Genomic DNA, 22269 nt, shown 5'->3' with positions numbered 1-22269 from the left:
GGTTATTGATACGTTCAGGCTAGCATGGAGGCAAGCAGATGGTTGGTAAGCGCCAGATTACGACAATGTGTCCGATGAATTGTACGCCAACTCAGTGTGGCATGAGGATTGAGGTTGAGGATAATAAGCTGATCTCACTCAAGGGCGATGCGCAAAATCCGGATAGTCGCGGTTTCCTGTGTATTCGGGGACGGGCCACGCCGGAGATTTTTGATAATCCGAAACGACTGCTGCGGCCGCTGCGCCGCGTGGGTGAGCGTGGTGAGAATCGTTGGGAGCCGTGCTCATGGGATGAGGCGTACGAGCAGATCGTAGCAGCGATCCAGCAGACACAGCCCGAGCGGGTGGGGCTCTGGCGCGGCCACGGCACCGGGACGACAGGCCCGACTGGCAATACGTTGATTACACGCTTCGGTATGCTGGGCGGCTATCAGCAGTGGGTGAGCGCGATTATCTGCTGGGCGATGGGCGGCTATGGATTGGGCCTGACCGGGGCGCTACAGACCAATACCAAGGAGGACATGGCGGCCAACTCGCGTACCATCCTGTTGTGGGGTGCTACCCTGGCCAGCCAGCCCGATCTCGCGCCGCACCTGGTGGCGGCCCGCAAGCGCGGCGCGCACATTATCCAAATTGATACGCGCCGAACCGAGGCCTCAAGCCACGCCGACGAGGTGATCCTGCTACCTCCCGGTAGCGATGCCGCGCTGGCCCTGGCGCTGGCACACGTGATTGTGCAAGAAGGGCTGCATGATCAGACCTTCATCGACGAGCATACGCTCGGCTTTGAGCAGTTCGCCGCCCATCTGCAGCAGTACACGCCGGAGTGGGCCAGCACGATCACGAGGATTGAGCCGGAACGCATTCGAGAGTTGGCACGCCGCTACGCCACCCAGACGCCCGCAGTGATCGTGCTGGGCGGTAGCTCGATCTTTAAGCACCAGCATGGCTGGGAGCCGGCCCGCGCCATCCCTTGCCTGCCAGCGCTTACCGGACAGCTGGGCATCGCCGGCGGCGGCATGGGGCAGCGCCACGGTGCCGCCCCCGAAAGCGTCGGCTACGCCAATGTGCTGGCGGATATCACCCAGAAAATGCCCGCGGCAGACGCGATCCCCAGCCATATGCCAAGCATCACCGAAGCCCTGACCAACGGCCAGCTGGATGTACTGCTCTTGCTCGGCAGCAACATGCTCTCATCCTATGCCGATAGCAACGAGCTCGCACGCGGGCTGGACAAAACCCGGCTGATCGTCTCCTATGACCTCTTCATGAACGAGAGCGCCCGGCGCTACGCCGACCTGGTCCTGCCGGCCACCGCCTGGCTGGAAGATATCGGGTTGAAGCAAACGGCCACCCATATCTACCTGATGGAGCGCGCCCTCATCCCCGAAGGCGAGTGCCGCTCCCTGATCACCATCCTGCGCCAGCTAGCCGAGAGGCTCGACATCGCCAACTTCTTCCCCTGGCAGGATGAAGAAGCGTATGTCAACGCCCTGCTGGCCGCTCAGAAAACGCCAGACGGCCAGGCCCTGACGGTAGAGGAGATGCGCCGCCGTGGAGGCTACTGGCCGAAGAACGGGCTCTCCCACATCGCTTATCAGGAGTACAAGTTCCACACCCCATCCCATAAAATCGAGTTCTGGAGCGAGCGCGCGCGGCAGGCCGGGCTAGCGCCCTTGCCCACATACACAGCGCCAGCGGGCGAGCAGTATCCCCTGCGCTTCAGCCAGGGACGCACGCTCACGGCCTTCCACTCTTTCTTCGACGAAGGGCAGGCCCTACCCACGCTGGCCCGCGCCAATCCCTGGCCCGAACTATGGATACATCCCGAGGACGCCAGGAAACGCCAGATCGAGAATGGAGCCGCCATCGTTATCAGCAACCAGCGCGGCCAATTTGAGGCCAGAGCCCACGTCACCCCCGACATCATACCGGGCACGGTCTGGATGCGCGACGGCTGGTCCGGTATCAACCGCGTCACTAACGGAGCGCCAATCGTCCCCCTGCACGCCAACGACCTCGTGCCCAACATTCCCGGCGGCCAATCAGCCTTCGACGCCTGGGTCGAGGTAAGCGCAACGTGTGCCAGTATTCCCACCGCACATGATTAGCGCAGGGATCTGAACGCTGCGCGGATCTCGGTCGCAAAGAGCTCTGGCTCTTCCCAAGCTGCGAAGTGGCCGCCCTTGTTGACCTCATTGAAGTAGATGAGGTTGTGATACGCACGCTCAGCCCAGCTCCGCGGGGCACGATAGATCTCGCCGGGAAAGACCGTCACAGCAGCAGGAATGGAGATATTCACCGCGTTGAAATTGTTCGCGTTGTTCTCCCAGTAGAGTCGCGCCGACGAGGTCCCGGTGTTGGTGAGCCAGTAGAGCGTAATGTCGTCGAGCATCTCATCTTTAGTGAGAGATCGTTCGGGCTCACCGCCGCTGTAGGTCCAGTCCGCGAACTTGTCATAGAACCAAGCCGCCAGCCCGACTGGCGAATCCGCCAGACTGTAGCCCAGGGTCTGTGGACGTGTCACCATAATGTCCGCATAGCCGGAACCCCTCGTGTAGAGGGCATTCAGTTGTTCGAATGCGGCCTTCTCCTTTGCAGAAAGCCCGGACGGCGCTGGATCGCCACACTTGAGGACTTTCGCGATCTCCGGTGGGACGGTGGCGGGCATATTCACATGAATACCCAGCAGTCCCGGAGGAGCCTGACGCGCCAGCACGTCTGAGACGACCGAGCCCCAATCGCCGCCCTGAGACACATAGCGCGTGTATCCCAGACGTTGCATCAGTTCGTGCCAGGCGCGCGCCATGCGGTCAGGATTCCAGCCCGTTCCCTGCGGCTTGCCCGAAAAGCCATACCCCGGCATCGAGGGAATGACCAGATCGAAGGCATCCTCAGCGCGCCCTCCATAAGCGGGAGGATCAGTCAGCGGGCCAATGACCTTCAGCAGTTCAAGAATGGAACCCGGCCAGCCATGAGTAATGATCAATGGCAAGGCACCGGGATGAGGAGAGCGAATGTGCAGGAAGTGAATGTCGAGCCCGTCGATCTTCGTCAGAAATTGGGGCAGGGCATTGAGCCGTGCTTCCACCTTGCGCCAGTTGTAGTCAGTGCCCCAGTAGCGGACGAGTTCCCGGATCTTCGCAAGCTGGGCACCCTGAGATCGATCTGTAACCGTCTCGGGGTCAGGCCAGCGTGTAGCTAACACGCGTCGGCGCAGGTCAGCAAGGGCCCCTTCGGGAATGTTGATATGGAAGGGGCGAATGGCGGCCTCAGCGCTCATAACGGGAGGGGCGGCCCTCCTGACATCTTTGCATCCTTTACTTCAGTAAAGGCCTGGAAAAGAGCAGCCAAGGATGTTGCGGCTGCCGCTCCACCAAGATGGCGGAAGAGGGTTCTCCGGTTCATGGACGAAATGCTCGGAGAGAACTCAACATCTTTTTGGGGCGGACGAAAAAAAAGAATGGATTGGTCATTCACTAAAAATACGCCTTTTGTCTGAGAAAAGAGACAACCGGTAAATGACCTGAAGGGTGAGCAGCTTTAGTTCTCAGGATCTAGCTCACTTTTGATGATTCAGCCCGCTTGATTTCTGTAAGAGGATGATGATTCAGAAATTTCCCTTCGTTTTCCAAGAGAGATCAGGAAACGTGCCACTCCTCAACCAGCGCTTATTATTTTTACTTTTTCGGGCAGGAAAGCATAAAAGCGGGGACAAGCCCCGCACGTATAGATCTTTATTATTGCTGCTTTGGTTTCAGGGAGTTGGGTTTTAGAAGGGTTTCTGGCCGCTTACGATGAAGCCAACCGCACCGGCGAAGAAGTGTTGTTCTTCTTCGGCCTGCTTCAGAGCGCTCCAGAAGCGGGTGAGGTCATCGGTTGAGAGCGAGCCGCTGTCCTGGGCACGCTGCAGGAGGCCGCGAAAGACCAGTTGGAAAAATGTGTAATCGAGCTGCATCATACGGCCATCGATCCTGATGTTATGAAGACCGGCCTCCTGGAAGAGGCGCGGCAACTGTCGTCCAAGCCAGGGGTGCTGCATCTGCTCGCAGGCCGCATGGACAATCTTGCGGACCAGGTGGCGGTCGGCTATATCGACAATGATTAGCTCCATATCACCATCAGCAACAACGATCTGGGCACCCGGCCGCGCGACACGTACCATTTCGGCCAGCCCCAGCGCGGGTTCGCTCAGATGACTGAGCACACGTGAGGCGCGGCAGCCATCAAAGCTTGCATCTTCAAAGGGAAGTTGAGTGGCATCGGCCCGCACATACTCTACAGGAAGCTGCGCCTGCTCAGCGCGGGCACGAGCCACCTGTAGCATCGTTTCGCTGTTATCGATACCGACCACGCGGCCATGCGGCCCGGCAGCCGGTATCAGCTCCTGAGTATCCTGACCGGTCCCACAGCCAACGTCCAGGACCGTCGTGCCAGCTGCCAGCGCCAGTCGCGCAATCATCTCTTGTTGGTAGAGCCGCGTCGCGTGTAGCGCGTGCGAAGTATCCATGAATTGAGAGAAAAACGTAGGATTGGTAGTTTGATCAACCGCATGAAACTGAGACACATCATTAACAGGTTTCTGCATAGTTCCGTCCTTTCGGAAGGAAGCATACAGCCTCATGTTACCTGAGAGTCAAGAGGGAAGCCAGCCATTCATCAAAAGAAGGGTCATCATGACAATGTATATGACGGAACACAATGCAAGCAGCACGGTAAGCGGTATATAGAAACGACTTTGTTGGATAAACCTGGCGCGGATTATGATAAAAAATCCAAGCATGGCAGAGACGATGCCAACAAGAAGCATCCATAGCGTATGCTTGAACAGAAAAGTCTCCAGCCAATACATCCCGATACCTACATATCCACCTGCTATAGCTGTAAGCAGAAGAGGCATCGGCTGCGTGAGTTTGCTATTGTTAAGGCTCATATAACTCCTATAATATTTTTTAAGTAGGCAGACGTTTATATTTATGTAACGATCTTTCTATTGTCTAAGTTACGAATAATAATGTTATTGGACAAAACTTGTATTTTCATGAAATGGTACAACATATACAAATATCCTTATTGTCATTAGTAAAATTTGGGGGAGCCAGGAGATGGGGTACCGTGCTAATTGCGTGATTATTGAGCAGGGAAGGGCGAAAATATATTATGCGGGTGGGCTGGCGACCATCATACCACGCTTGCTGTTCGAAGAGTTTGCCGACCAGTGGAGACACATTTCCCCATTCACCCTTATCAGAGGAGGAGTTGCACCAGATTCTTGCTGCCTTTTCTATATAGAAATAAAAGAGGTACATATTATGTCGAAACCTGGCGCAAAGAAAGCATTGCGACAACGCAGAAAACAACAACAAAAACAGCAACAGCATGCCCATCAAAAGCAACAGCGTGTCCAGCAAAAATCGAATCAAGTAGCCACAGCAATTCCACCCACATTTGATGGCGAGCAGGTAGGAGCGCCAACAACGGGAGCGAGCTGGCTGGGACAAAAGATCGCCGCCCTATTGCGGTTCCGCAAAGCTTGAGTCCTGACGGCTTTTTCCTGGGAACCCCGCATATCGTTGCGGGCTCGCAACGAGAAACGCGGCCGGCTCATTTATAAGTGTCTGGCAAACGGGGCACGAGCCTTAGAGGATGGGGCTCCATCCTCTAAGGTATGTGTCAGGGTCAATAGGTGTCTTCTTGGATGGCTTCGTAGAGCACGACGGCGGTGGCAACCGCGACGTTGAGTGAATCGCTGTTGCCACGCATCGGGATGCTGACCACGAGGTCGCAGGCCGCCTGCTGCTCCTGAGAGAGGCCCTGGCGCTCGCTACCCATGAGCAGAATGGCGGGTGACGGATAACCGACCTGGCGATAATGGACAGCGGCCGCATCCGAGGTGCCAATCACCGGATAGTGATGCAGGCGTTTCCAGTCCACAAAGTCCTGGAAAGAGGCCTTGACCAGGCGGCGCGACAAGATCGCCCCACGACTGGCGCGTAACGCGACCGGATCATATGGATCGGCGGCGTGATCCAGCAAAAACAGGCCACGGCAGCCAGTCGCGTCGCAGGTACGCAGGATAGTCCCCAGGTTACCAGGGTCCTGGATCGCCTCCAACGCCACCCAATAGTCGCCCGTTGAAAGTCGCAGCTCCTTGAGCGACTCCCAACGCTGGGGGATAACGGCGACAATGCCTTGCTGAGCATACTTGAGGGAGAGACACTCCAACACGTCGGCACTGACATACAGCCAGGGCAGTCCCTGTTGCTTGTACGCTTCGACCAGTTCCCAGGCCTGCTGGCTCTTCAACACGTCAGGGGCCACAATCAGCTGGCACACGCGGCCCGGCTGCTGCAAAGCCTCGATGACCTGGCACAGCCCTTCAATCAAGGCCAGGCCAGTGCGCTCGCGCTCAGGGCGCTTCAAAAGGGTACGCAGCTGTTTGATCTTGGGATTATTCCTGCTCGTAATGATGGTATCAGAAAAGAGAGCAAGCGTAGTATGTTGTTCTGTCAGAGTATGATGCTGATGCTGCTGTTTTGCCATGAGTTTGTCTGCTTTCCAGATGTATGTGAGACAACAAAATCAAAAGTCTCAGCCAACCTCTGAAAAAGGGAAAACATGTGTAAGCAATGGTAGAGGCGGCCAGGACATGAGGAGAGCCTGGCCCAGACACACCAAAGAGGGGAAGGGTAAAAAAGGCAAAACACTATACACCGATGCATGTCAAGCTACATCAGTAGAAGAAGAGAGAGATACTCTTCAAATTGAGATTTAGCCTCCTTGCGAGCCTGAACCAAGCGCTTACAAGGAGGCAGGGACATTATCCCTGATGATACGTAAATATGAAGAAATCATATGCAAAATGTACCATGCAGAGTAATCGGTGTCAATATGCAAATCCCAAAATTTAGCAGACCATGAGGTATACTCTAAAAAGATGAGATCGGCACAAAAGGGAACCTTGTAGACAAGAGACCAGGCATGCATAGCCCACTTCAAGCGGAGAAGGGACTTTCCAAAACACACCCTTAGATCTGTGCCTGGCCCCCATCGATGGCCAGTTCGATACCAGTAATAAAACTACTGTCATCCGACGCCAGGAACACAACAGCTTTCGCAATTTCGTCAGGCTCGCCCATACGTCCCAATGGAACGCTGGCCGCAGCACTTGCCTTGAACTGCTTACGCTCCTCTTCTGTCGTTACTAAGTCGTCAGAACCAGGGGTATTGGTTGGACCAGGACTGACGGCGTTAACGCGGATCTTACGGGCTTTCAGGTCCAGTATCCAACTGCGTGCGAATGAGCGGATCGCCGCATTAGATGCACTGTACACACTAAAGGCCTCTGTTCCTTTGTTCGCGGTGCTTGAAGCGGTCAGAATGATCGAACTACCATCCCGCAAGAGCGGGAGCGCCTTTTGCACCGTGAAGAGCAACCCTTTGACATTGATGTCGAATATTTTGTCGAAGTGAGCTTCGGAAATCTTCCCCAGGGGAACGAATTCCCCAACTCCGGCGTTTGCGAAAACGATATCTATGTGGCCATGTTGCTGCTGCACGGTGGCATACAGACGATCAAGATCTGCGAGGTTTGAGACATCTCCCTGAACCGCTGTCACGTTCTTGCCAATCTGCCGTACCGCAGCATCCAGTTCACTTTGACGGCGACCAGTGATGTAAACATAGGCGCCCTCTGCGACGAAGCGCTGAGCCGTGGCGAGGCCAATGCCACTGTTACCACCCGTGATGACGGCGACTTTTCCTTCAAGCTTATTCATGTGTTTTTCCTTTGTATGAAAGCGAGTATTGATTCAAAAACGCTTTACCATGTTCTATCGATACTCATAGAACAGACTGATGATGCTATATAAGAGAGCTAAAGAAACTCCTTGCTCGCTCTTTGCCGCGCAAATGTAACTATACTAGTTACATTTGCCAATAAAAAAAGAGTGGGTCTCCTCATATCTGAAGAACACCACAATTTAGTCAGGATCTAGAATACCAGGGTTCACTCTTGTTTGCGTAGCTTGAGAAGAAGGAGTCAATGTCTCAGCGAGAACGTCAGCCACAGTACTCTGAGCCAGCTGTCGCTTCATCGCAGCCTCTGTATCGCTGTAGAAACGTGTCAATGCTGGCTGGATGCCTTTTCCGATGACACATTTCTGGTTGGGAAGCGAATGGTGCAGTTCAAAAAGCGGCGATTGCTCAACTGCTTGATAGACCTCCAGCAGGGATATCTTTTCAGGAGGACGTGTCAATGTCCATCCAGAGCCTGTTCCACGTTGCACATTGACCAGATTGGCTTTGTGCAGCATTCCCAGAATCCGCCGGATAAAGACGGGATTCGTGTTGACACTTCCCGCTATTTGATCTGAGGTGATGCTATCCTGTTGTTGTGACGCAAGAGCAATCCAGGTTAAAGTGTGCAGCGCGATAGTAAAATGGCTATTAGGTCTCATATGTATGCTCTCCTCTTCTCATTGTAACCAGTATAGTTGCAATGAGAAGAATTGTCAAGTGGGTATAGCAAGAAAGCCCAAAGCTACGTAAGAGCGTGCTTTGGAAAGTGCCTTCCCGCTTGAAGTGAACAGGACTTATTATGTCAGAACGCCCTCGCGATGAGAATCGTTCGAGAGCTCCTGAACCTGTACGCTACCCTGGTGTTGTGTCATCTGCATCAATGGCTTGACCAGATCCATCGGTAGCGGGAAGATAATGGTTGAATTCTTCTCGATGGCGATTTCGGTCAGGGTTTGCAGATAACGTAGCTGTAAGGCGGCCGGTTCAGCTCCCAACACTTCAGCGGCACGCGCCAGCTGGGTCGAGGCCTGTAACTCACCCTGGGCATGGATCACTTTCGCGCGCTTCTCACGCTCTGCCTCGGCCTGCTTGGCCATGGCACGCTGCATTGAGATCGGCAACTCCAGATCCTTCACCTCGACGGCCGTTACCTTCACGCCCCAGCGCGAAGTATGCTCATCGATAATCACTTGCAGCTGATGATTAATCTTGCTGCGCTCCGTTAGCAGTTCATCCAGGTCCGATTGGCCCAGGACATTGCGTAAGGATGTTTGCCCGATCAGGGTGGTGGCCTGTTTAAAGTTCACCACATTGACGACGGCCGCCACTGGATCGACGACATTGAAGTAGAGGACCGCCGTTACTTTAAGCGTCACGTTATCGTGTGAGATGATCTCTTGCGGCGGCACGGTGTGCGTGACGATACGCAGATCGACGGTACGCATCTGTGAAATGAACGGTGGGACAAGAAAGAGGCCCGGCCCCCTGGCACCGATCAAGCGTCCCAGCACAAAGATTACGCCACGCTCATATTGCTGTACGATACGAATAGCCGAGAGGAAGAGAAATGCAATAACAAGGACGATAACGCCAAGTAGAGCCCATACCAGTAGACCCATGGCAAGCCTCCTTATGGCTTTAGGAGCACCAGCCGCAATAGAAATGAGGTAAAGCTATGCAGATAAAGCTATATACAACAGTGTACATGACAGATAAAGCATTGTCAACAAAAACAGGTATGGTATTTAATTTATGAGATTATACTAGCAAATTATCAGGTTTAAAGCAATATCGTCTGACAATCTAACACTCTTTACTTCATTTTATTATAATGGTTTAGCTATAAATGATTACGTCAAAAAATAATGTCGACACCGCATAACTTGATATTTATTACGCGTCACCAACAGATAGTGTATACTTAAAGAGTCGCATAGAACTTCCTATGAGTCTGACAGCGTAGGCCAAAAACATGCATGCTTTTCCTGAGCTAGCGGAAGAGGTAACTGGACTGCTGCTAAGGATTCATTTGATCGAGGTAAAATAAAACCATGGGTGATCCCATCACACAGATGCGACTTACCATACGCCTGGAGAGGTACCTGAGCGACTATGCGAAAAAGAAGGTCCAGAAAGATGCCCCCTACCGAGAAGAATGGGATAGAGCCTGGCACGTGGCCGAGATGGCTCGTGCGAACAATGATCTCACCCCGGTAGTGCTTGATGATGTGAGATTAGCGTTGAATAAGCTATAACTGTGCTAGCCCAACGATGCGTATCGATTCGGGGATAAGCCTCGAACCGATACGCATCGTTGTTATTCTAATTTTTCGAGCAGGAACGGAAAAAGCGGGGGCAAGCCCCGCACGTACACTTTGGGCGATCTATGAGGTGGCACTGGTGTAGCGGCGCAGGCCGCGTTGCCAGGTAAGGTGGGTAAGTAGGATGGCCAGGAGGCCTAAAGCGAGACCGAGGAGGAGGGTGAGGGGTTGGGGCCACGGGTGAGGGACTGGGTGGGGAAGGTGGAGACAAAAGCTATAGGAATAACGGAGATCAGGAGGAGGCGCAGGGGCTGGCGGTAGATATCGATGGGGTAGCGCCCAAACTGCCAGGCAGCGGAGTAGAGGACATCTAGCTCGATAGAGGGGGTCCAGAAGGCCAGGCAGGCGAGCAGGACACGGGAGGCCCAGGTGAGGGTACAGCCGACCGCGAGCAATAGGAACCAGCTAAGCCAGCTCCAGAGGGTGGGGACGATATGGATCTGGTTGAGGCCGACGAAAATGACGATCAGGCCCAGCAGAACCTGGGAGAGCGCTAGCGGGGCACAGCTACCCAGGCTGGCCATGAAGAGGCTGGAGATCGGCCGCAAGAGAAGATGGTCGAAGCGGCCATCTTTGATCTGGCCACCAAACCAGCTCAGATTTGGCTCGATGCAGGCAGCCAGGAAACCGCTCACCAGTTGAAAGGTGCCAAGCAGGATGATGGCCTCCCCCTCGCTCCAACCAGCCAGCGCGTGCGTCTGGGTATAGATCAGGCTCAGGGCGATCCAGCCAGAGCCGATCCCGATCAAGGTCATCAAGATCTGGAACAGGAAGTTAGCACGAAAAGTCAGCTCACGGCGCAGGGAGAGCGAGAAGATCAAAGCAAAGATTCTTAGGATACGCATGGTTTTACCCTCCAATCGCGGTATAGCGACGCACACCAGCCTGCCAGGCCAGCATAACCCCGGCTAGAAAGAGAATAATCCAGAGCAGCTGCCAGCCATAGCCGAGCAGCAATGCTGGCGGCGCGAGATGCTCGCTGACGATCTCGGCCGGAAAACCAAGCATGGCGCGGAATGGTAGCGCCTCCCCCCAAAGACGCAGATTGGAGGGGAAAAGCGGGATCGGGACCGCAGAGCCACCCAGCAGAAAGAGCAGCGTCTCACCAAAGCCAGCCACGCCGTGCGCCTGCTCGGTCCAGAAAGCCGAGAGCGAGAGGAGATAGGTAAACAAAAAGCGCAAGATGGCCGCCAGTAAGAGTGCCGGTAGGGCGAACAGGATGTCCGTGAGGGCAAAGTGGGCGTGGGTAATGAGCTCCAGCAGCAGGATCAGGGGCAGGCCGATCATGATATGCCAGAAACGCAGAGCGATGTTGGCACCTAGCGGTCCCAGCACCACCGGCTGCGGTTTGAGCAGGTCATGACTCAGTTCGCCGGCATAGATACCATTGGAGAAGGTATGCTGCTCATACGAGACGGTCAGGAGCTGGCTCACCAGCAAAGCGATGTAGTAGGTCGAGATGGTCGAACTGCCAGGCAGGGCGACGGTCCAGATCGCCAGGCCCAGCAGGGGCGCGACAGCCTGATTAATAACCATCGTAAGCAGGAAAGAGCGCCAGGCCAGCCACTGCAGGATCTGCCGCCAGGTAGCCATCAGCAACAAACGGAGCAAGCGCTTCATAGCACACCCTCCCGGTAGATCTGGTCGATCACACTCTCCAGCGGCGGCTCCTCTACCGATAGATCGGAGACCTCCAATTCGGCGAGCAGGCGGGCCGTCAGCCCGGGCACCTGCTCACGCGGGAGGCGCAACACAGCCGTAGCTCCATTCAACTCAACTAGCTCGCCGTAGCTCTGCCAATCATGGTTGTGGCTATCAGAAATCGTCACCCGTAGAAGCTTGGTGGGAGACAGCCGGGCCGTGAGCCCGTTCAGGTCGCCATCGTATTTGATGATACCTTTGTCAATCAGGATAATGCGGTTACAGAGGGTCTCCACGTCCACCATGTAGTGGCTGGTCAGCAGGACCGTCGCACCGGTGCGGCGGCAATAGCTGGCGATAAAACGGCGCATCATGCCAACGGCCATCACATCCAGACCCAGCGTCGGTTCATCCAGGAAGAGGACGCGAGGACGGTAGATCAAGGAGAGCGCCAGACCACAGCGCATCCGCTCACCCAGGCTCAGGGCACGCACCTGGCGGCCCAGCAGTTGCTCCAGGTCCAGCAGCTCGGTCAACTCGGCCAGGTTCTTCTGGAAATCCAGCACCGAAACATCATAGATCGTTTGCTGAAAGCGCAGCGAGTCCAACACCGTCAACTCGGTTGGGCCACCAATCGGCTGGCTGCCACGGATCAAGGCGATCGAGCGCAAAAAGGGCACCTCACGGCTCCAGGGCGTAAAGCCCTGCACACGCACCGTCCCACCACTGGGATGCAGGATGCCACTCAACATTTTCAGGGTTGTTGTCTTACCCGCCCCATTAGGGCCAATGAAGCCCACCAGCTCGCCAGGTTCGATGGAGAACGAGATGTCCTGTACCGCCTGCACCTCACGATAGCGGCGCCGAAACAACGAGCCCAATGCCGCCTGTAAGCCAGCCTCACGCACAGGAACTTTATAGCGCATGGAAAGATGATTGACAGCAATTCCAGACATAGTAATGCCTCCCTCCACATTTCTGTAAGGTCTATTACACTCTTGCTTCAGGCATGCTTATACACATGCTATGCTGCCCGGGCCGGCCTTGCTTTATTGGCAACATCTAAACCATACAACACATATGCAAGTGTAGAGGGTTTAAAGCACTTTACCGCTCTGGGTTCTGCCTGACTGGCTCAATGGACGAATCAGGCAGAACCCAGAGCGATAAAACCCTCCATCTGATGTTGAAGGTTTTACCTGAAGGTAGCAGGGCGATTGACAGCTCCCTGAGGGATGCTTCCCTGGAAGACTTGCAGGATATTGTGGGCGGCCTCCAGCTCGATGGCCAGCCTGGCCTCGGCCACTGCGGTTCCCAGGTGAGGGGTAAAGAAGGTGTGGGCGACATCGGCCAGCAAGGCAGGCGGGACCTGCTGAGGGTGGTCTGGCAGCGCCCAATCCTCTAACTCAAAGACATCGGCAGCATAGCCTCCAAGCTGGCCAGTGGACAGGGCGGCCGCGACCGCCTGCTCATCCACAATCGAGCCGCGCCCAACATTGATCAAGAGCGCGCCTCGACACAGACGAGCCAGGCAGGCCGCATCAAAGAGGTGCCGCGTCTCACGGTTCAAGGGGAGCAAAGGAAAGATAATCTCACTGCCGGTCAGCAGCTCATCAAGGGTGGCATAGCGCACACCCAGACGCTCTTCTTGCTGCTCATCCAGGCGCACAGCATCGAAATAGAGCAGCTTAACATCAAAGCCTGCCAGCCGCCGTGCTAAGGCCCGGCCGACAGCTCCCAGGCCCAGGATACCCACGGCGCGCCCGGTCAGGCCGGTCCCGTATAGTTGTGGCCGCCAGCCATGATAGCTACCACTGCGCACAAGACGATCCCCCTCATGCAGGTGGCGGGTAAGGCCCAACAATAAGCCCACCGCCAGTTCAGCGGTCGGGACCGTCAACAGATCAGGAACAATCGTCAGCCAGACACCACGGCGCGTGCAGGCGGCGACATCAAAATTATCATAACCCTTGAGGGCACCCGCCACCACGCGCAGTTCAGGGCAGGCCGCCAGGAACGCCTCATCCACCCAATCCGGCATAAACGCCAGCAAGCCCTGGGCAGAGCGCGCCCGCGCCAATATCTCCGCCCGCGGCAACGTCTCAGCGCTCTGATTGGGCACCACAGTACAGAACTGCTCAAGCAACTGCAACACTTCAGGATGTACACGGTGGGTCACCACCACACTTGGCCTGGTCATTATTACTACCCGACTCATTTCTCATACATACTAAATATAATCTACTACTTGTTAGCATAACTCAAAACCGTACCTATGAACAGGCTGTGTTTGACATCGATAAATACTACGAGATACGCTGACAATCATCAGCGCAGACAATTTCTGTCGCAGAAGGATAGGCAAAGCGGTCGCTAAAGGCGCACCGGCAGGAGAAAGTTGATGAGAGAAGTAGCAACGTATCAAGAGGCAATCCAGCGCGTACAGGAGTTAACGCTGCACATTCGCGAGCTAGATACCTTGATGGAGCAGAAGATGAACCAGGCTCTGGAACAGGAGAGCCTGGGGGCTATTTCGCGGTCTTAAATCGTCGCGAGCAACTGGTCCGAGACCAACATGTGCTGATCGACCAGTGGAATGACGCCATGAATGATCTGCTACGCTTCCTGCCATCCTATACACCAGAAAGGCATTTACGGCCATCGATAGCCGGGATGTGAGCTCGACAAGCAAACCGCCGAGCCCACTGCTTTGTGATAGGGTAATTACATATATTATGAAAGCTTGCCCGAGGTACTGGCAGACTGTACAGTATCTGTATGTTCTTTTGAGCGACGGGAATCGGAGAAGAGCAACAGTATAAAGAGAAGGGCCACCCCGACAGAGATCGCCGCATCCGCTATATTAAATATATAGAACTTAAAGCCAATCTGCGGCAGGCGGAAATAGATAAAATCGACCACGTAACCGCCACGAATAAAGCGATCAAGGATATTGCCGGCCGCGCCACCCAGGATCAGGCCAAAGAGCACTTTGTAGACCAGCGGTCCCGTGCGGAACAGGCGCCAGTAGAATGAGATCAACACCACCAGCGCAATGACAATCAGCACACCCAGTAACACAGGATTGGTCAGGAGGCCCATGGCTGAATTCCAGTTCTGCACATAGTAGAGCGTCAAATAGTCACCCAGCACCGACACGCTGCGGCCACTATCAGGCGGGCTCAGGTGGGCCACGACCTGATTCTTGCTCCATTGGTCGAGTATAACTACACAAACGGCGCTAAGAATAGCTATTATGTGGGAGATCGCTTCATTTTTGGTCTTCATGGCATTCCATCCAGTTATCAAAATATACCTATCTTTTACCACAAGCATAGCTGAAAAGCAATCGAGTCCCCCACCCGGCTACATTGCTAAAACAGAGGATTAATCATTCTGCCGCTGCCAACCGCCATCAAGTAAAGAAACGGTGCCAGCCCCGGTGCCTGCAACCCGCACCGCATAAACGCAGCCTTCAGGCGCCTGCGTAATCTCATCCCATGTGATGTCAGGCAAGGGAATCTTCAGCCGCTTGATCCAGGCAGGCTGCTCGGGATCGGATCGCCTTAAACTAAGGTAGAGGAAGGAGACGGTTGGCGTACCATGCACATAGGGACCACGAAAACGAACCTTACCAGCCTTGTCGTCAGAAATAACGAGGACCTCAGTACTATAAGAAACAGAATCATTAGCGTGCAATTGCCCGGCGAGGAGTCCCTGCTGACGATCCTGCAGACCTGACACGGTCTGCTCATAATTGCAGCTACGTTCTAATGATTGTAAACACGTCAAATGTAAATGGACAACCCGGGTCTCATCCTGTTTTTTGACCATATAACAATTCCTTTTTATAGCTCATCCATCGCTATTTACGTTGTGGCAGCAGCGCTAATTTTCGAGGCAGGAGCAGGTTCATCCTGATAGCCTGCGTGAGTGCGATACGAAGGCGGCGATAGACACGCAATTGCTCCTCCACTGGCAAGTCAGGTGAAGGTAGGTCCTCAACGGACCAGAGTTGACGCCGACCGGCGTTAGGAATGAAGGGTCACTGATCAGCAGCCCCGCTACACAACACCACGCCTTCGTCCCAGGACAAGGCGAAGGATGGCTCGGTGGTCTGTGGTGAGCTCAGTAACGGCACAGCAGCTTCAGACAAAACCTGGCGCACCAGGTCAAGCTCCTGTGACGTGAAAGTGCCAGGGGCAATCCACACATCCCACAATTCCTCCTCCTGAGCCGTCAGCAGGCTGGCCGCCAGCAACGCCCGCACCGAACGCCGGGCGCATAAGAAGAAGAGACGCCTGCGTGCCTGTCTCATACTACCACCTGTTCCTTTGCCATTTATGGTTGTATCACATACAATAGAACATACATTCCACCCTGTCAAGACAAAGCATTCAGGAACACCCAAAACAGCTAAACAGTAACGTGTCAGGCACGATAAATCTGATCGACCTCTTTGAGCAGCTCTTTTGGCCACTGCCAGTCACAGATCGCTATGGCATCTGTGATGTGCTCGACCTTACTGGCCCCAGGATAGCGGAGGTCACGCGCGGCTGATTCAGAACCCAGGCCAGGGCGAATTGCGATAAACTGACGTTGTTTTTCTCGGCCAGGGTGCGATAGCTATCGACCAGGCCGAAGTTGCGCTCGGTGAAAAGGCGCTTGAGCAACACTTCGCCATGGGCGGCGCGGCTCTCGGGCGGCACGTCATCCATGTTTTTATATTTGCCGGACAACAGTCCACGCGCCAGCGGACTGTAAACCATGGTACCAACGCCTTCAGAGACACAAAACGGGAGCAACTCCTGCTCAATGTCCCTGTTGAGCAGGTTATATGGCGGCTGCACCGAGATATACTTCTCCAGATTCATCTTCTCACTGATCCCATGGGATTTGGCAATCTGCCAGGCGGCATAGTTGGAGCAGCCGATATAGCGCACCTTACCCTGGTGAACGAGGTCATCGAAGGCACGCAACGTCTCCTCAAGCGGCGTATGAGCATCAAAGAGGTGAGCCTGATAGAGATCAATATAATCGGTTTGCAAGCGGCGCAGCGACTGCTCCACCTCACGCATCACATGGACACGCGACAGGCCCGCCTCATTCTTGCCATGCCCCATCGGCAAACCCACCTTCGTAGCCAGCACCACTGCATCTCTTCTCCCCTTCAGAGACCGACCCAGAATCTCCTCCGCGGCGCCCGTACCATGGGGAAATTCGGTATCCTGCCCCTTTCCATAATAATCGGCGGTATCGATAAATGTAATGCCATGCTCGAAGGCCGCATCAACAATCAAGCGAGAAGTCAACTCATCGATCCAACGGCCAAAGGCCATCGTCCCTAAACACAGCACCGAGACATCCAGCCCCGTCCGTCCCAATGTCTTATAACGCATCGCTTCACTCCTCATTTCTTAGCAGACAATGCAAACAATAATAGAGATAGGAATATACTCAACATCATGGCCACCTACATTCATTATTAATACACGCCACATGCAAGTCAGAGAGAACACAGTGCTCATTTTAGAAAAGGTATCACCAGTCTAAAAAGTCTTATATATATTCCTTTGGCTATAAGAATGTCAATTGTCCCATAGGCCTGCTAGCAGATAGTTTTGCTATACATGGACAACTTATCCCTGTTTCTAGTAGTAGCAATTGATATGGAGCTTCCAAAGCAATAAATCATGCCACGACATTTTAAAACCAACAACGCACTGCTATCTCAATAAGTCAACTCATTCACCAAGAGACATCTTTTATTGCACAAACCAATTTGAATCTTTATTTATCTCTATGCACGTATAATAATCAAGCGATCAAATACTTATATATGTGGTTTAACTACTTAATTATCTTAGTCATCTTTATAAGGGAGATTACAAGTTATGGTAGACAACACTCTTGCAACTCGCCAACGTCCAAGAGGGGTAACTATCCTGGCAATACTTGAAGCCATCGGTGGTGTCTTAGAAGTCATCGGTGGCATCTTGCTGCTGAATGTCAACACAACCCTTGGCATAATCGGCATCGTACAAGGGATTATTAGTCTGGTGCTCGCCTGGGGACTGTGGACGTTAAAACCCTGGGCCTTCTGGGTGACGGCGGTATTGAGCGCCCTGACTGTCTTGTACGGCATTTACCTCCTGGTCACCGGCAATACTGCTTCCCTGGTGCAAACTATTATCGCTCTGGCAATTTTGATCTACCTGTTTGCTGACCGCCATGTACGTGCCGCGTTCCGCACCTGATTAATGTCTACCAGGTTTTACCATCATACAGAAATAAGGGAGGATATATTAAACATGCCTTCCCTTTTTTCTGTGGCATGAAAATCGGTTTCATGTTAAGTAGCTATGATAATGGTATAGATTTAAACGCTTGCTTTTACAAGTTGCGCAGAGGCTAAATCTTTTCGAACGGAACGATGCGACGCTTAAAGACGGCGGCAAACTTCTCAGCGTCATATGACTCAATGACGATCGCCGACGTATCTCTACGATAGCGCGTCACGATCATACTGCAGAGCTCCCAGCCATCCTGTCCATAGTGCCTGGTCGCATCTTCGATCTCACCTGGCTTAAAACCAACATGCAAATATTCCCATTGGTCCATTCAATATTACCTTTCAATGATATAACTAAATTCAAAACAATGTATGCATGAGCTAAAGACAGTATACATTACAATTTATGTTTTTATGTACATTAAAATTTTTTACGGCAAGAAGTAAATACCCAATCTTATTCAAAAACAGGCGAAAACGCCGTTGGAGCGCGGTTAGCGATGCTGCTAACCGCGCCCTGATACAATATTTTTTAAGGCGCGACCGGCAGTTTTCGGGCGCTGCTACGGATAAGCTGCCAGGTGGCCTGGGCATCGGCCAGCGCCTGGGAGCCATGATCGGGGCGCCGGACACACTGGCGCTGACAGGCCTCGGTCAGTCGCGGCCAGCGATATGATCCACATAGTGTCCAGGCTCGGCCCAATATTCGGCATAGGCAATCATGACACATTGCCAGACATAACTACGCATCTCAACCTGGCGCAGTTCGGCCGTCCTGCGCAAGATCTGTGAGTTGTAGACCGCGCCATAGCTGATGATCAACTTGTCGCGTAACACATCATCCAACTCGGCCCAGAGCTGCGCGAAACTTGCCAGCTCATGCGGATCTTCGAAGCCGCTGCCAGTCAGGCGGACGCGAAAAGGATTAAACACACGGTCATAGATCGCCTTGCCACCCGGGTCGACTACCGCGATAGCAACAGCCTCGGCCCGCCTGCCAGCTATCTCAGCACTTTCAGTATCCAACAACACCCAATCTGAACGGTCTAACAGCTTCTGACACCAGAACGGAAACGCCTCGGAAATACGCGCCACATATTGGGCAGCCATGCACTCAACCTCCCCTCTCTACACCACATCACATCAATAGCGTCCATAAATGCCGATGCTCGCCAGGTAGCGATCCTTTATCTCGTAGTAGAAGCCTAGCCGGACCGCGCAGGTGAGTTGCTCACGTAGCTCTTCGGAGGCGGCGCCAGTGAGCAGCAAGTGAGCATCCTCATCACACAGAAAGAGGTCCAGACGGCGAGCCTGGGCCACCAGCTCCTGGTCATCCAGAGGGATTGCCTGCACCAGTTTCGTGAGGCTGCCGTTATCAACCACCGATAAAGGCTCATCGAAGGTCGCAGGCGGATAAAGGGGCTGCCAATCTGGTAATTGATAGCCCTGAGATTGTGTATATCCTGGCACGAACTGAGGGGCGGCATCCCGCTCACGCAGACTCCGGGTATACTCCACCAGTTCTATGACCTGGTCACGCAAGTCGGCGAAGAATAGCGGCATCCCCTTTGGGCGCCCGGCGCTATCGCTGAGCCTGAATGGTACATGGCACAGCCTCGTGTAGGTCTCTTTCATCATTTCCGCGAAGTAGAGATCAGGATCGGGCAGGGTATACTGATCGTCTACAGTGTTGATCTGGAGCAGGTGCCGATAGAGGGTGGTAGCCAGGGTACGCGACGAGGGCGGGCCACGTCATGAAAGGCGCGGGCGATATGGCGCAGGGTCATCTTTGCCTCTATCCCAGCGGCTCGGCGCTGGCCGCCGGCTCTCAGCCAGCAAAGCGTCTATCCGCTGGCGTTCAGCCGTTTTTGGATCACGGCCACGCTTACGGTCAGGGACCGCGTACTCGCTGTTAGCTTCTGCAGCGATTTTCTGCTTGTTTGTCCGCTCAAAATCTTCTGTGGGGGCCTCAAGAAACTCTGGCTGCTCGCTTGCTGCCATAAAGCAAGGCTCACCGTCCATCCCGTATTCAGCTTGCTTGCTGGTTACACGTCTTTCCGGAACAGCTTCGACGTCATCCCAGGTGTCAGGACTGACATGTGACATAATTGACAGGTCAGAGACATCTTTTGCTTCTTGTGCATGCTCGTAATTCGAATTCGAAACGGGTAAAGTAATAATAATAATATTATTATTACTACCCGAATTCGAATTCGAAGCCGACGAAAAAGCAGCGGTTGTCATAGATGACATTTGAGCTGAATTGACAACATTGTCGGCCCACTCACAGCATGGACACATATGTCCCGTCCGGCATGGACACATATGTCCCGTCCGGCATGGACACATATGACACAAACCCGTCCGAGAATTGCAGCTCGTCGTATGGTTCCGCTACCATAGAGGGTTCAATTGAGGATGGGTCGATGGCAAATTGCTCATCCAGGCGCAACTGAGCATGCTCCTGGGCCAGGGCTGCGATACGGCGCAGAAATGGAGTACAGTCATAGTAGCAGTACCCGGTCCTGCGGCCAGCCATGTCAATGCAGTCGGTGATCTCCAGCAAACCACTACTCTTCATAGTCAGGAGATGGCGTCGGATCTGGCGTTCAGACAGGCAGAAGTGAGCAGCCACGTCCGCTATCGTGCAGCAGACTTCGGGCTGTATACTCTCCTTGACGAACATTATCCAGCGCACAAAGGCCATACCCCATTCGGTGATACTGGTCTGATGGTAAAACATCTCAGCCACCGCCAGGACGAGCAGGTCGTCGTCAACGATGCTGCATAGCAATCATGCCAGCAAAGTTCACGCTGTGACATTTTTCGACTCAGACCTTCCAGATCCTCAAAAGAGCAGATCAAGTTCATCACCGCCCCCTATCTGGTCGAATAAATCACATACTATTACTGGCAGTGACAGATCTTTCACTGATCGCGAAATACATTTCTTGACTGTCATAATTGACAATGGTATGCTCTTCATAAGGAACATCGTGTCAGCCGAGGGCCCGATTTCCAGATCATAATCCTCGTGCTGACACATCCTTCCTTTCTATCATGTATATGTTCGTCCCATCCTGGGCGAACAGGCCTATGCAAGCCAGCGCTGTCGTGGCATCGTTGCTTGTGCATAAATCGATCTAGCAAGCGCTGATATGCAATGCACATTAAAAACTAACAGAACATCATATAACCACAAAAGAGATGTGTGTAGTGTCTGGATAGTACTATCAGCATGGGTTCCAACATAAGAACCTGAGAGGAATAAGACTTTTTGCATCTCGTTGGCCCCCTGTTCGCAAGAACATGCTATGGCACTATCTGTCCTTTCTTTAACAAAGTTCGCCAACCTGGCGGCTCTAATAATCCAGGGCAAGCAGAGTGAAGAGAATCCTGTTAAATGGATCGTCATATTAAATGATCTGTCACACCTCCAACTCATGCCACGCCTTTCTCACGGCTTGATTCTAATGCAGGTTATAATACCATTATAGCGTCGAAAAAATCAATCATCTCTTTTGCTAAATTCTTAGATATTCATGCAAGGTTGCAAAAAATCCCTAAATTTAAGTAGTCGGGGTAAAAATTATCGGGATGAATATTGCTTGATAGTAAGGAAGCTTATTGCAAGGAGGAGATAAAAGCATGGAGAACCAACGCGCCGATAGCGCGCCACGAAACAGCCAGCAGCCTATGATGGCATCCAATCCTAATGCACCAGCGGACCGTGAACACTTTGTGCTGGGCCTGTTCTACCACAACCCCGACGATCCGCGTGGCATCGTACCCAGGAACAACGGCTATGGCTCGACCATCAATTTCGCCAATCACAAGCAGAGCCGACTCGTCATCTTCTCACTGCTGGCTGTGATTATTCCTGTGCTGCTGGCATTGATTGTGATTGCCCTCCTCCACCATTAATCAATCAATAATAACAATGGCAAAATGTAAAAAGATTTATGAAAAAGAAACTACGCAAAATAGTTGTTCAGGAGCTACTTTTCTGAAGGCTTTACTTTGATCGAAAAATCATGATATGCTTTCTAGAGAAACTGATGAATTAGCATAAAGGATCATGATATGCCGCTCTACGATTACATTCCCTATGTTGTCACAGCCGCTCAGGCGAACGCGCTGGGTCTGTAGCGGCATAGAAACCAACAAAGCGCATGTCCAGGTGGTACGGTAGCCTGCGTTAAGCTACCTGCTTTC

Annotated in this window: 26 protein-coding genes and 1 pseudogene; 7 read left to right on the top strand and 20 right to left on the bottom strand. The window is 53.3% G+C overall.

Annotated features, from left to right (window positions below):
• The first annotated feature begins 38 nt into the window (after positions 1–38).
• A complete protein-coding gene (locus tag EL645_RS23880; RefSeq protein WP_126552876.1) occupies positions 39–2111 on the top strand; it encodes a molybdopterin-containing oxidoreductase family protein in 2073 nt (690 codons plus the stop codon).
• Here EL645_RS23880 and EL645_RS23875 read toward each other — a convergent pair.
• The 3 genes from EL645_RS23875 to EL645_RS23865 form a co-directional block, all read right to left on the bottom strand.
• Entirely contained in the window at positions 2108–3283 is a 1176-nt protein-coding gene (locus EL645_RS23875; RefSeq protein ID WP_126552874.1) for an epoxide hydrolase family protein, read from the bottom strand. The two genes, EL645_RS23880 and EL645_RS23875, sit on opposite strands and share 4 nt — an antisense overlap.
• 489 nt (positions 3284–3772) lie before the next feature.
• On the bottom strand, positions 3773–4588 hold the full coding sequence (locus tag EL645_RS23870) for a methyltransferase domain-containing protein (RefSeq protein WP_161977638.1): 816 nt from the start codon (positions 4586–4588) through the stop codon (positions 3773–3775).
• Positions 4589–4636: 48 nt separating this feature from the next.
• Entirely contained in the window at positions 4637–4933 is a 297-nt protein-coding gene (locus tag EL645_RS23865) for a hypothetical protein (protein WP_126552870.1), read from the bottom strand.
• A 379-nt stretch (positions 4934–5312) separates the two neighbouring features.
• Between EL645_RS23865 and EL645_RS23860 the strand changes: the two genes are divergently transcribed.
• Positions 5313–5537, top strand: a complete 225-nt coding sequence (locus EL645_RS23860) for a hypothetical protein (protein WP_126552868.1) — start codon at positions 5313–5315, stop codon at positions 5535–5537.
• 142 nt (positions 5538–5679) lie between these two features.
• On the opposite strand, the gene EL645_RS23855 is transcribed toward EL645_RS23860, so the two are convergent.
• The 4 genes from EL645_RS23855 to EL645_RS23840 form a co-directional block, all read right to left on the bottom strand.
• The gene (locus EL645_RS23855; protein ID WP_218031987.1) at positions 5680–6543 is read right to left on the bottom strand and encodes a TrmH family RNA methyltransferase; all 864 of its coding nucleotides are present in this window, start codon (positions 6541–6543) and stop codon (positions 5680–5682) included.
• Positions 6544–7028: 485 nt separating this feature from the next.
• Positions 7029–7778 (bottom strand): glucose 1-dehydrogenase, encoded by a 750-nt coding sequence (locus tag EL645_RS23850; protein WP_126552866.1) that lies wholly within the window; start codon positions 7776–7778, stop codon positions 7029–7031.
• 204 nt (positions 7779–7982) lie between these two features.
• Positions 7983–8459 (bottom strand): Rrf2 family transcriptional regulator, encoded by a 477-nt coding sequence (locus EL645_RS23845; RefSeq protein ID WP_126552864.1) that lies wholly within the window; start codon positions 8457–8459, stop codon positions 7983–7985.
• 138 nt (positions 8460–8597) lie between these two features.
• On the bottom strand, positions 8598–9419 hold the full coding sequence (locus tag EL645_RS23840) for a slipin family protein (protein WP_126552862.1): 822 nt from the start codon (positions 9417–9419) through the stop codon (positions 8598–8600).
• 432 nt (positions 9420–9851) lie between these two features.
• On the opposite strand from EL645_RS23840, the gene EL645_RS23835 reads away from it, so the two are divergent.
• Entirely contained in the window at positions 9852–10055 is a 204-nt protein-coding gene (locus EL645_RS23835; protein ID WP_126552860.1) for a hypothetical protein, read from the top strand.
• Positions 10056–10258: 203 nt separating this feature from the next.
• On the opposite strand, the gene EL645_RS23830 is transcribed toward EL645_RS23835, so the two are convergent.
• From EL645_RS23830 to EL645_RS23815, 4 genes are all read right to left on the bottom strand, one after another.
• Positions 10259–10966 carry an ABC transporter permease gene (locus tag EL645_RS23830; RefSeq protein ID WP_126552858.1) on the bottom strand — a complete coding sequence of 236 codons (708 nt, stop codon included), beginning with the start codon at positions 10964–10966 and terminating at the stop codon, positions 10259–10261.
• A gap of 4 nt (positions 10967–10970) precedes the next feature.
• A complete protein-coding gene (locus EL645_RS23825; RefSeq protein ID WP_126552856.1) occupies positions 10971–11741 on the bottom strand; it encodes an ABC-2 family transporter protein in 771 nt (256 codons plus the stop codon).
• Positions 11738–12718, bottom strand: a complete 981-nt coding sequence (locus tag EL645_RS23820; protein ID WP_126552854.1) for an ABC transporter ATP-binding protein — start codon at positions 12716–12718, stop codon at positions 11738–11740. Before EL645_RS23820 ends, EL645_RS23825 begins: the two co-directional genes overlap by 4 nt.
• Positions 12719–12957: 239 nt before the next feature.
• Complete coding sequence (locus EL645_RS23815) at positions 12958–13962, bottom strand: phosphonate dehydrogenase (RefSeq protein WP_126552852.1); 1005 nt, start codon at positions 13960–13962, stop codon at positions 12958–12960.
• Between the two features lie 201 nt (positions 13963–14163).
• Between EL645_RS23815 and EL645_RS39510 the strand changes: the two genes are divergently transcribed.
• Positions 14164–14307, top strand: a complete 144-nt coding sequence (locus tag EL645_RS39510; RefSeq protein ID WP_161977637.1) for a hypothetical protein — start codon at positions 14164–14166, stop codon at positions 14305–14307.
• Positions 14308–14495: 188 nt separating this feature from the next.
• Here EL645_RS39510 and lspA read toward each other — a convergent pair whose 3' ends face one another.
• The 4 genes and pseudogenes from lspA to EL645_RS23795 form a co-directional block, all read right to left on the bottom strand.
• Positions 14496–15050 carry a signal peptidase II gene (gene lspA, locus EL645_RS23810; RefSeq protein WP_161977636.1) on the bottom strand — a complete coding sequence of 185 codons (555 nt, stop codon included), beginning with the start codon at positions 15048–15050 and terminating at the stop codon, positions 14496–14498.
• A 99-nt stretch (positions 15051–15149) separates the two neighbouring features.
• A complete protein-coding gene (locus EL645_RS23805) occupies positions 15150–15596 on the bottom strand; it encodes a DUF5990 family protein (protein WP_126552848.1) in 447 nt (148 codons plus the stop codon).
• A 211-nt stretch (positions 15597–15807) separates the two neighbouring features.
• Positions 15808–16080, bottom strand: a complete 273-nt coding sequence (locus tag EL645_RS23800) for a hypothetical protein (protein WP_126552846.1) — start codon at positions 16078–16080, stop codon at positions 15808–15810.
• Positions 16081–16193: 113 nt separating this feature from the next.
• Positions 16194–17161, bottom strand: a pseudogene (locus EL645_RS23795) (aldo/keto reductase).
• A gap of 495 nt (positions 17162–17656) precedes the next feature.
• On the opposite strand from EL645_RS23795, the gene EL645_RS23790 reads away from it, so the two are divergent.
• Positions 17657–18019, top strand: coding sequence for a DUF2127 domain-containing protein (locus tag EL645_RS23790; protein ID WP_126552843.1), 363 nt, complete (start codon positions 17657–17659; stop codon positions 18017–18019).
• A 154-nt stretch (positions 18020–18173) separates the two neighbouring features.
• On the opposite strand, the gene EL645_RS23785 is transcribed toward EL645_RS23790, so the two are convergent.
• The 3 genes from EL645_RS23785 to EL645_RS23770 all read right to left on the bottom strand — a co-directional run bounded on the left by EL645_RS23785 (position 18174) and on the right by EL645_RS23770 (position 19617).
• Positions 18174–18383: a hypothetical protein gene (locus EL645_RS23785; RefSeq protein WP_126552841.1), complete on the bottom strand. Its 210-nt coding sequence runs from the start codon at positions 18381–18383 to the stop codon at positions 18174–18176.
• Between the two features lie 325 nt (positions 18384–18708).
• Positions 18709–19164, bottom strand: a complete 456-nt coding sequence (locus EL645_RS23775; RefSeq protein WP_126552837.1) for a hypothetical protein — start codon at positions 19162–19164, stop codon at positions 18709–18711.
• Positions 19165–19197: 33 nt separating this feature from the next.
• A complete protein-coding gene (locus EL645_RS23770; protein ID WP_126552835.1) occupies positions 19198–19617 on the bottom strand; it encodes a hypothetical protein in 420 nt (139 codons plus the stop codon).
• A gap of 42 nt (positions 19618–19659) precedes the next feature.
• Between EL645_RS23770 and EL645_RS39505 the strand changes: the two genes are divergently transcribed.
• Positions 19660–19812: a hypothetical protein gene (locus EL645_RS39505; RefSeq protein WP_161977635.1), complete on the top strand. Its 153-nt coding sequence runs from the start codon at positions 19660–19662 to the stop codon at positions 19810–19812.
• Here the strand turns inward: EL645_RS39505 and EL645_RS23765 are convergent.
• Positions 19807–20298 (bottom strand): hypothetical protein, encoded by a 492-nt coding sequence (locus EL645_RS23765; RefSeq protein WP_126552833.1) that lies wholly within the window; start codon positions 20296–20298, stop codon positions 19807–19809. The two genes, EL645_RS39505 and EL645_RS23765, sit on opposite strands and share 6 nt — an antisense overlap.
• Before the next feature lie 40 nt (positions 20299–20338).
• Positions 20339–20797, bottom strand: a complete 459-nt coding sequence (locus EL645_RS23760) for a hypothetical protein (protein ID WP_161977634.1) — start codon at positions 20795–20797, stop codon at positions 20339–20341.
• A gap of 905 nt (positions 20798–21702) precedes the next feature.
• On the opposite strand from EL645_RS23760, the gene EL645_RS23750 reads away from it, so the two are divergent.
• Complete coding sequence (locus EL645_RS23750; RefSeq protein WP_126552827.1) at positions 21703–21978, top strand: DUF5808 domain-containing protein; 276 nt, start codon at positions 21703–21705, stop codon at positions 21976–21978.
• The last annotated feature ends 291 nt before the right edge of the window (positions 21979–22269 follow it).

Origin of the sequence: Dictyobacter kobayashii, from assembly GCF_003967555.1 — a bacterium.
Lineage (GTDB): Bacteria > Chloroflexota > Ktedonobacteria > Ktedonobacterales > Ktedonobacteraceae > Dictyobacter > Dictyobacter kobayashii.
Note: the sequence above shows the minus strand (reverse complement) of the source record. Positions and strands in the feature narration are given on the sequence as shown.